This window comes from uncultured Veillonella sp. (genome assembly GCF_934190855.1).
GTDB lineage: Bacteria > Bacillota > Negativicutes > Veillonellales > Veillonellaceae > Veillonella.
This window is the reverse complement of sequence record NZ_CAKPTN010000070.1, coordinates 1-8,381: the sequence shown is the minus strand read 5'-3', so window position 1 is coordinate 8,381 and position 8,381 is coordinate 1. Positions and strand designations below refer to the sequence as shown.

8 protein-coding genes and 1 pseudogene are annotated in these 8,381 nt (G+C 39.4%); all 9 read left to right on the top strand.

All coding sequences use genetic code 11. The annotated features are described in order from the left end of the window. The coding region (locus tag Q0F90_RS05415; RefSeq protein WP_296004035.1) for a metallophosphoesterase at positions 1-595 on the top strand (595 nt) is incomplete at its 5' end. A 311-nt stretch (positions 596-906) separates the two neighbouring features. Next, positions 907-2,091: a M20 family metallopeptidase gene (locus Q0F90_RS05410; protein ID WP_296004033.1), complete on the top strand. Its 1,185-nt coding sequence runs from the start codon at positions 907-909 to the stop codon at positions 2,089-2,091. Positions 2,092-2,122: 31 nt separating this feature from the next. Next, positions 2,123-3,133, top strand: a complete 1,011-nt coding sequence (gene argF, locus Q0F90_RS05405) for an ornithine carbamoyltransferase (protein WP_367113412.1) — start codon at positions 2,123-2,125, stop codon at positions 3,131-3,133. Positions 3,134-3,243: 110 nt separating this feature from the next. Continuing rightward, positions 3,244-4,194, top strand: coding sequence for an N-acetyl-gamma-glutamyl-phosphate reductase (argC, locus tag Q0F90_RS05400; protein WP_296004032.1), 951 nt, complete (start codon positions 3,244-3,246; stop codon positions 4,192-4,194). Between the two features lie 10 nt (positions 4,195-4,204). Further along, on the top strand, positions 4,205-5,062 hold the full coding sequence (gene argB / locus Q0F90_RS05395; RefSeq protein ID WP_296004031.1) for an acetylglutamate kinase: 858 nt from the start codon (positions 4,205-4,207) through the stop codon (positions 5,060-5,062). Positions 5,063-5,144: 82 nt separating this feature from the next. Then, positions 5,145-6,332 carry an aspartate aminotransferase family protein gene (locus Q0F90_RS05390; protein ID WP_296004028.1) on the top strand — a complete coding sequence of 396 codons (1,188 nt, stop codon included), beginning with the start codon at positions 5,145-5,147 and terminating at the stop codon, positions 6,330-6,332. 137 nt (positions 6,333-6,469) lie between these two features. Next, entirely contained in the window at positions 6,470-6,652 is a 183-nt protein-coding gene (locus tag Q0F90_RS05385) for a hypothetical protein (protein WP_009351246.1), read from the top strand. Positions 6,653-6,747: 95 nt separating this feature from the next. Beyond that, positions 6,748-7,926, top strand: a complete 1,179-nt coding sequence (locus Q0F90_RS05380; protein ID WP_296004026.1) for a M20 family metallopeptidase — start codon at positions 6,748-6,750, stop codon at positions 7,924-7,926. A gap of 166 nt (positions 7,927-8,092) precedes the next feature. Beyond that, positions 8,093-8,381 (top strand): annotated as a pseudogene (locus tag Q0F90_RS05375) (transporter); the annotation flags it as partial.

Genomic DNA, 8,381 nt, shown 5'->3' with positions numbered 1-8,381 from the left:
CGCAGTACCGCCTAATGGGAATGAAACCTTTAATCGTCGTTATTATTCCTATGACTTCGGCGATGTCCATTACGTTGTATTAGATACGATGTTATATGAAAGTAATCATGAGGATAATCATGATACGCATCATCCTGATTTATACGATGTACAAGTTCAATGGTTACGAAAAGATTTAGCAGCTAATACGAAAAAATGGACTGTCGTTCTTATGCATCGTGATCCATTCCAATATGCCTTTGATCGAGCAGGAGCAAGTCGAGCGGTTGGTTTTGATGACGAAGGCGTACTATTTATGCCTATCTTTGATGAGTTTAATGTAGACTTAGTTCTGTCAGCTCATTTACATTCCTATCGAAATCGGGGGCATGTGCGTAACTTTGAGCGGGATGCATCGGGACCGCTATATATACTTACTGGGATCGCAGGCGATGCGCGCCGTCCTAAGTGGAAAGAGCACCCACTAGATGTATATGTAGCGCCAGATCGTGAAAAGAATAACTATATGACTATGACTGTTATGCCGAATCAATTAATTGTAAAAGCATTCTTGCCTGATGGTACACAGCTCGATGAATCAGTCATTCAAAAATAAGATTATAGGAATAAATAAGATAATATAACGAAAATACACCTTTTTTAGAAGGTGTCTTTTCGTTTTTTATACAGAATAATGTTGGTGTTGTATTAATTGTTTTTATAAAATGTCTCCAGTAAATGCCATATATTAAAGCTGAGTTTTTAGTTCTATGACTAAAATTAATTTATAATATAACAAATAAAAATACAGAAATTGCGTATAAAACTTGAATAATATAATTGATGGTATTATAATACGTACATAAGTTATAAAAATACACAAAATATGTATATATTATACATATAGTGTATAGAGGAGATAGGGTAATGATTACATTACAAGACTTAATTAAACAATACGCCTCACAATACATTGAACAAGTTGTGGAATGGCGTCGATATATTCATAGCCATCCAGAGTTATCTGGTGAAGAGAAAGATACATCTTTATTTATTCAAAAGGTTCTCACCGAATTAGGCATCCCTTTTGTAAATGATGTTTCTGATTATGCGGTAATCGGCAAAATTGAAGGAGCCCATACAGGCCCAGTTATTGCATTGCGTGCCGACATAGATGCATTGCCCATTCATGAGGAGACGGGTTTACCATTTGCATCCCAAAATAAAGGTGTTATGCATGCTTGTGGTCATGACAGCCATATTGCGATTTTGCTTGGTGCTGCAGCGATTTTACAATCTATTAAAGATCAATTGCACGGCACTGTAAAGCTCGTATTTCAACCCTCCGAAGAGGAGGCTTTATTCTCAGGTGCTCAAGGTATTGTAGATAGCGGTATCCTTGATGACGTAGATGAGATATATGGGCTTCACGTGTGGCCCCAATTACCAGTTGGCACTGTAGGCCTCAAGAAAGGTAATTTGATGGCTGCATCGGATCACTTTCTCGTTCATATTAAAGGAAAATCAACTCATGGTGCGGAGCCTCATAATGGGGTGGATGCCATCGTAGCCGCTGCTAACTGGATTGTAAATGTTGAATCCATGGTAGCTCGTGAAACGAATCCAATGGAAAATCTCGTGTGTACTATCGGTGTTATCAATGGTGGTGACCGATATAACGTAGGCTGCGGTGATGTGTATCTAGAGGGCACTTGCCGTACCTATGAACCAGAGAAACGAGATTACATTGAGCGACGATTAGGTGAAAGCTTACAGGCCATCGATGTGATGTTTAAAACGCAAAGTACCTTAGAGTATAAACGTGGTCATGGCGCTACCATAAATGATCCAGAAGCCATCGATTATGCCACATCTATTGTAGAGAAATATCTCGGCAAAGACGCCGTCGTACATCCTGAGTTCCCGTCCATGGCAGCAGAAGATTTCTCTGCATATCTTCATAAAATAAAAGGTGCATTCCTTTGGTTAGGTACTGGATTTGAAGGTAACCCCGCCTTACATAATGAGGCTTTCACCATTGATGAAAAAATTCTAGAACCAGGTATAACAATGATGGCTGCTATTGCCGCCGAATTTTTACAAGAAAAGTAGTTAAACAAGTAGTTTGAAATAAGAGGTTATCATGAAAAGTTTACAACATATATCATTTAAAACAATGCTTCAATATACACCAGAAGAAATTAAATACTTCTTGGAATTGGCCGCAAAATTAAAAGCTGATAAAAAAGCAGGTAAAGAAATCAAAACATTAGTAGGTAAAAACTTTGCATTAATTTTTGAAAAGGATTCTACACGGACACGTTGTGCTTTTGAAGTAGGTGCTGCGGACCAAGGTGCTCATACAACCTATCTTGGCCCTACAGGTTCCCAAATGAATAAAAAAGAATCCTTAAAAGATACAGCTCGTGTTTTAGGATCTATGTATGATGCTATCGAGTTTAGAGGTTTTGATCAAGCCGATGTAGATACACTAGCTGATTATTCTGGCGTACCTGTTTGGAATGGTCTTACTGATATGGATCATCCTACACAAACATTAGCGAATTTCTTGACACTTCAAGAAAATATCGATAAACCATTGAATGAAATCTCTTATGCTTATGTAGGTCATGGTCAATCCAATATGTGTAATGCCTTAATGAGTGGCGCCGTTAAAATGGGTATGGATTTCAGACTCATCGGTCCTAAACAATATTGGCCAGTAGGTCCATTCTATGAAGAATGTTTAAAAGTAGCGAAAGAAACAGGTGCTACTATTACATGTACGGATAATGTAGCTGAAGGTGTTAAAGGCTTAGATGTTATCTACACAGGTGTATGGGTAACCATGGGTGATACTTATGATATGTGGGAAGAACGTATTAACACGTTTAAACCATTCCAAGTTAACGCAGAAATGATGGCGTTGACTGGTAATCCAAATACAAAGTTCTGTCACTGCTTACCAGCGTTCCACAATACTGAAACTCAAGTAGGTAAGGATATTTTTGAACGGTTCGGTATGAATGGCATTGAGGTAACGGAAGATGTATTTGAAGGTCCAAATTCCTTAGCATTCCAAGAAGCAGAAAATCGTCTCCATACTATCAAAGCTGTTATGGTTGCTACTTTTAGTGACTATCCATTGAAGTAATTTCATCTCCCTAGAAGGTGATGTATGGTATAGTTTGTTTCCTATTTATAATAGCTGAGGGGCTATATAAATAGGCGTGAGTCACCGATAGGTGAGAATTAAGGTTTACTATGGCACCGTATAAAGTATTTATTGTCGGTCATGAAGGTACGACAGGTTTAAGAATTCATGAACGGTTATCTGATAGAAAAGATATAGAATTATTGGCTACTGCTGATGAGGATCGTAAAAATGTTGAGGCCATTAAAGCGGTAGCTAAAGAGGCAGATATTGTATTTCTTTGCTTGCCTGATGCGGCATCTAAAGAAATCATGGCAGCTATCGGTGATCTGCCTTGTAAGGTAATTGATACATCTACTGCGTTTAGAACTGCGGATGATTGGGCCTATGGTTTCCCAGAACTTGGTGCTGATTATAAAACAGCTATCAGTACAGAAAAACATATTGCTAACCCAGGCTGTCATGCGAGCGGTATGATTGCTTGTATTGCGCCTCTTGTAAAAGCAGGTCTCGTGCCAACAGATTATCCTTTCACCATTACATCCTTAACCGGCTATAGTGGGGGCGGTAAAAAGATGATTGGTCAATATGAAAGTAATCCAAAAGATTATTTCCTCTATGCACCGCGTCAATATGGTCTAAGTCAACAGCATAAGCATTTGCCAGAGGTTCAACATGTTTGTGGACTTAGTGAAGCACCTATTTTTATCCCTATCGTTGACGATTATTACTCCGGCATGGAAGTAACTGTGGGTATCCATAGTCGTTTATGTCAAAAGTCAGTTAGCATTGATAAAGTACAACAGGCATTAGAAGATTTTTACAAAGATAGTACAATCATTACTGTCGTGCCATTTACTGAGAACAGTAATACTGGCATGTTAAATGCTAATCAAATGAGCAATACAGATAGCATGAAAATCTATGTAACTGGTAATGATGAACGCATCATGGTTCATGCTATTTTCGATAATTTAGGCAAAGGTGCATCTGGTGCCGCAGTTCAATGTATGAATATCGCTTTAGGTTTGCCTGAGGATACAGGCCTAGCACTAGGTTAGAGAGGGAACTATGAAGGACGTAACAAATGCAATGCGGGCGCATATTTTAACTGCGGCCGTTCCATATATTAAACAATATACCGATCAATATGTTGTCGTTAAATATGGCGGCAATGCCATGATTGATGAAGAATTAAAAAAATCCGTTATGAAGGATTTACTATTACTCCAATTGGTAGGGGTGAAAGTTGTCCTCGTTCATGGCGGCGGTCCAGCCATTAATAGTACACTAGATGCCATGCAAATTGAATCCCATTTTGCCAATGGCTTGCGTGTAACCGATGAAGCGACTATGGATGTAGTACAAATGGTATTAGCCGGTAAGGTTAATAAAGGTCTCGTAGCAGACCTTACTGACCTTGGTGGTAAAGCCGTGGGCCTCTGTGGCGTTGATGGCAATATGATTCAAGTTCATAAGCAAGATGATGAGCTTGGGTACGTAGGCTCTATCGATACTATTGATACGAGCATTATCCACGATGTCATTAGCCGTGGCTATATTCCAGTTATCTCGTCCATTGGCATGGGCGCAGATGGTAAGACCTATAACATCAACGCCGATACAGTAGCAGCAAAAATTGCAGGTGCCCTCAAGGCAGAAACTATGGTGGCCATGACTAACATTGATGGTGTACTGAAAGACGTGCATGATCCAGAGTCTTTAATTTCAAAAATTACAATGGCAGAGGCGGAGCAATTAAAGGTGGATGGAATTATTGCAGGAGGCATGATTCCTAAAGTAGATTGTTGTTTAGAGGCCATCAAAGCCGGTGCCCAAAAGGTATTTATCATCAATGGTGAGATTCCACATGCCATTCTTATAGAACTATTGACCGATGAAGGTCTTGGTACTATGTTTGTAGCTTAAACTAGTAGATAGAATGCTGGTAATCATCTGATTACCTTTCATATAGATAGACGACGGCACGGCCGTACGTTTGGAGGATGTAATGAGTAATACAGTAGATTTTGAACAACAAGATAAAGAATATATAGCCAATACGTATGGCCGGTTTAATGTATGCTTTGAAAAGGGTAAAGGCTCTCTTTTGTGGGATGTAGATGGTAAAGAATATATCGACCTTGGGTCTGGTATTGGCGTAACCGCCTTTGGTATAGATGACGATGAATGGACAGAGGCGGTAACAAAGCAATCTCATGCCTTGAACCATATCTCTAATTTATACTATTCCTTGCCACAAATTGAACTAGCGAAACAACTATGCGCTAAAACAGGTATGAAGAAGGTATTCTTCTCCAATTCTGGTGCAGAGTCTAATGAATGTGCTATCAAGGCGGCTCGTAAATATAGTCATGACAAATACGGTGAAGGTCGTCATGTCATCGTTACGTTAGTAAATAGTTTCCACGGTCGTACTATTACTACCTTGTCTGCTACAGGCCAAGATGTATTCCATCAACATTTCTTCCCCTTTACAGAAGGCTTTATTCATACGCCAGCTAACGATATTGATGCGGCATTAAAAGTACTTGCTAACCCAGCCGTTTGCGCCATCATGATGGAACCGATTCAAGGTGAAGGTGGCGTAATGCCTTTAGATAAAGAATTCGTACAAGCTGTAACAAAATATGCTCATGAACATGATCAACTTGTGTTAATCGATGAAGTACAAACTGGTAATGGCCGTACTGGTAGTTTATATGCATACCAACAATTCGGTATTGAACCAGATGTAGTATCTACTGCAAAAGGTTTAGCGGGTGGTCTCCCTATGGGCGCTACCTTATTCAATGAAAAGATGCAATATGTGTTAAATGCAGGTGCTCATGCTACAACCTTTGGCGGCAATCCTATTTGTGCGGCAGCAGGTAATACCATCATTAGCCGTTTAACGCCAGAATTCTTAGATTCTGTGAAAGCAAAAGGGGATTATGTAAAAGCTGCTTTAGCTGGTAAACCTGGTATCCTTGGTGTGAGCGGTATGGGCCTTATGCTCGGTATTGAAACTACAGTAGATCCAAAAGCAGTTATCGCTAAATGTCTTGAAAAGGGCGTTGTATGCTTATCTGCGAAAAATAAAGTACGTCTTTTACCAGCTCTTAATATCCCTCAAGAACAATTGGAAAAAGCGATTGCTATTGTAGCGGAAGTAATTGAAGAATTAGCGGCGAAATAGGAAGTCCTTTGATCTTCACAATCATTGAGTACTATAGTCTAGTAATATAAGGCTATAGAAATAAATCAATGAATATATAGACTTTAGTTCTCATTCGTGTTAACCTAGAAGAAACAGTCTATATTGGAGGAGTAAATATGAATACAGAATCCTTACGTAATGAAGTATTGGTACCTGCTGTAGCAAAAACATTGGATATTGCTGCTAAAGCAAAACCTACAAAAGAAGAACTTTTCACAACAGCAAAAATTACTGCTGCTGTGGCAGTTGCAACAGCTGTTGTATCCTTAGCGGTACAAGCGGTATTACGCAACCGATAAGAAACTAAGAAAACGACATGGTCCTGCCTGTCGTTTTCTTTTACTTTTACCATGTTATTCCTAGTAATGTTGGGATTTAGTGAGGAGGCGATATCATGCATAGTCGCGATTTAATAGAACAATATAAAGGTTACGTCCAAGATTGGCGTAGATATTTCCATAAACATCCAGAGCTCAGTAATGAAGAGTTCGAAACAACAAAGACCTTGGCTAAAGAGCTAGAGTCTATGGGCGTAGAGGTTCATGTGGATACAGAGCGTGGCATTGGCTTGATTGGTATCATCCATGGTGATAAACCGGGCAAGGCTATTGCGTTGCGCGCTGATATTGATGCATTGCCTGTTCACGAACATAATACAGTAGACTATAAATCAGAAACTGAAGGAAAAATGCACGCTTGTGGTCATGATGGTCATATGGCTATCTTGCTAGGCGCTGCAAAGATGTTAATATCTATGAAAGACCGCATCGAAGGCGACGTATATTTAGCCTTTCAACCAGCTGAGGAAACAGGAGCAGGGGCACCAGATTTTATCAAATTTGGAGACTGGTATGACAAGGTGGATGCCATCTTTGGCGGTCATGTGTGGATCGATTTGCCAGCAGGTCTCGTATCTGTTGAAGAAGGTCCTCGGATGGCTGCAAGTAGCCAAATTACTATCAATGTAAAAGGTAAGCAAGGCCATGGTGCACAGCCACATCAAGCAGTGGATGCTATTGTAGTGGCTAGTGCCATTGTAATGAACTTGCAAACCGTAGTGTCTCGTAATGTGAGTGCCTTAGATTCTCTCGTACTCACTATTGGTAATATTCACTCTGGATCTGAGTGGAATGTTATCCCTGGTGAAGCTAAAATGGGGGGCACCATTCGATTCTTTGATCCAGACCAAGAAGAGTATTATGTAGAATCCATACGACGCGTAGTAGAACATACGGCTGAGGCCTATGGCGCGACTGCAACATTAGAATATGTAAAAAAAGTACCGCCTACTATTAATGATCCCGCATCCAGTGAACTGGCAGAACGTGTAGTAATCGATACACTTGGTAAAGACAAGCTATCTAAGATGCGTAAAGTAATGCCAGGGGAAGATTTTGCATGGTATTTACAAGATAAACCAGGCTGCTTTGCCTTTATTGGTATTCAAAATCCTGAAGTAGAGGCTACGTACGATCATCATAACAATCGATTTAATATGGATGATACTGTACTATCTGCCGCATCTGCAGTGTATGCTGAATATGCGATTCAGTGGTTACAAGAGCATAAATAAAAGTATAAAAGATAGAAGCACTGTTATTTTAAGGATAACAGTGCTTTTTCATTGTATCTTTATTTATCTTTTATGCATGATATAGGTATAATATAAATATAATACAAGTGTAACGTAAGTGTAATATAAGTCTGATATATATTCTCTAGTTGAGGGATGCTTATTTATGAATATAGTTATATGTCTCATCATTATTGCTATAACCGGCATATTATTAATGAAGCGCTATCAACCACAGCCTATTTTGATTGGCATGGGAATCCTTATGATGTTCATCGCTTATGAAGCTAACTGGATTGATGCCATATTAGTTGATGACCAATCCACAGGTGTTCTCATATTTGATGCCATGGATATCGTAAGAATAACGACATCAAATAATATCGTAAATTTGGGCCTCATGATTATGACCTGTGCAGGCTATGCTAAGTATATGGAATATATCTGGGCAGGGA

Coding starts and splice junctions, on each gene's coding strand:
- argC (WP_296004032.1), top strand. CDS start 3,244: ATGGCACCGTATAAAGTATTTATTGTCGGTCATGAAGGTACGACAGGT.
- Q0F90_RS05380 (WP_296004026.1), top strand. CDS start 6,748: ATGCATAGTCGCGATTTAATAGAACAATATAAAGGTTACGTCCAAGAT.
- Q0F90_RS05410 (WP_296004033.1), top strand. CDS start 907: ATGATTACATTACAAGACTTAATTAAACAATACGCCTCACAATACATT.
- argF (WP_367113412.1), top strand. CDS start 2,123: ATGAAAAGTTTACAACATATATCATTTAAAACAATGCTTCAATATACA.
- Q0F90_RS05385 (WP_009351246.1), top strand. CDS start 6,470: ATGAATACAGAATCCTTACGTAATGAAGTATTGGTACCTGCTGTAGCA.
- argB (WP_296004031.1), top strand. CDS start 4,205: ATGAAGGACGTAACAAATGCAATGCGGGCGCATATTTTAACTGCGGCC.
- Q0F90_RS05390 (WP_296004028.1), top strand. CDS start 5,145: ATGAGTAATACAGTAGATTTTGAACAACAAGATAAAGAATATATAGCC.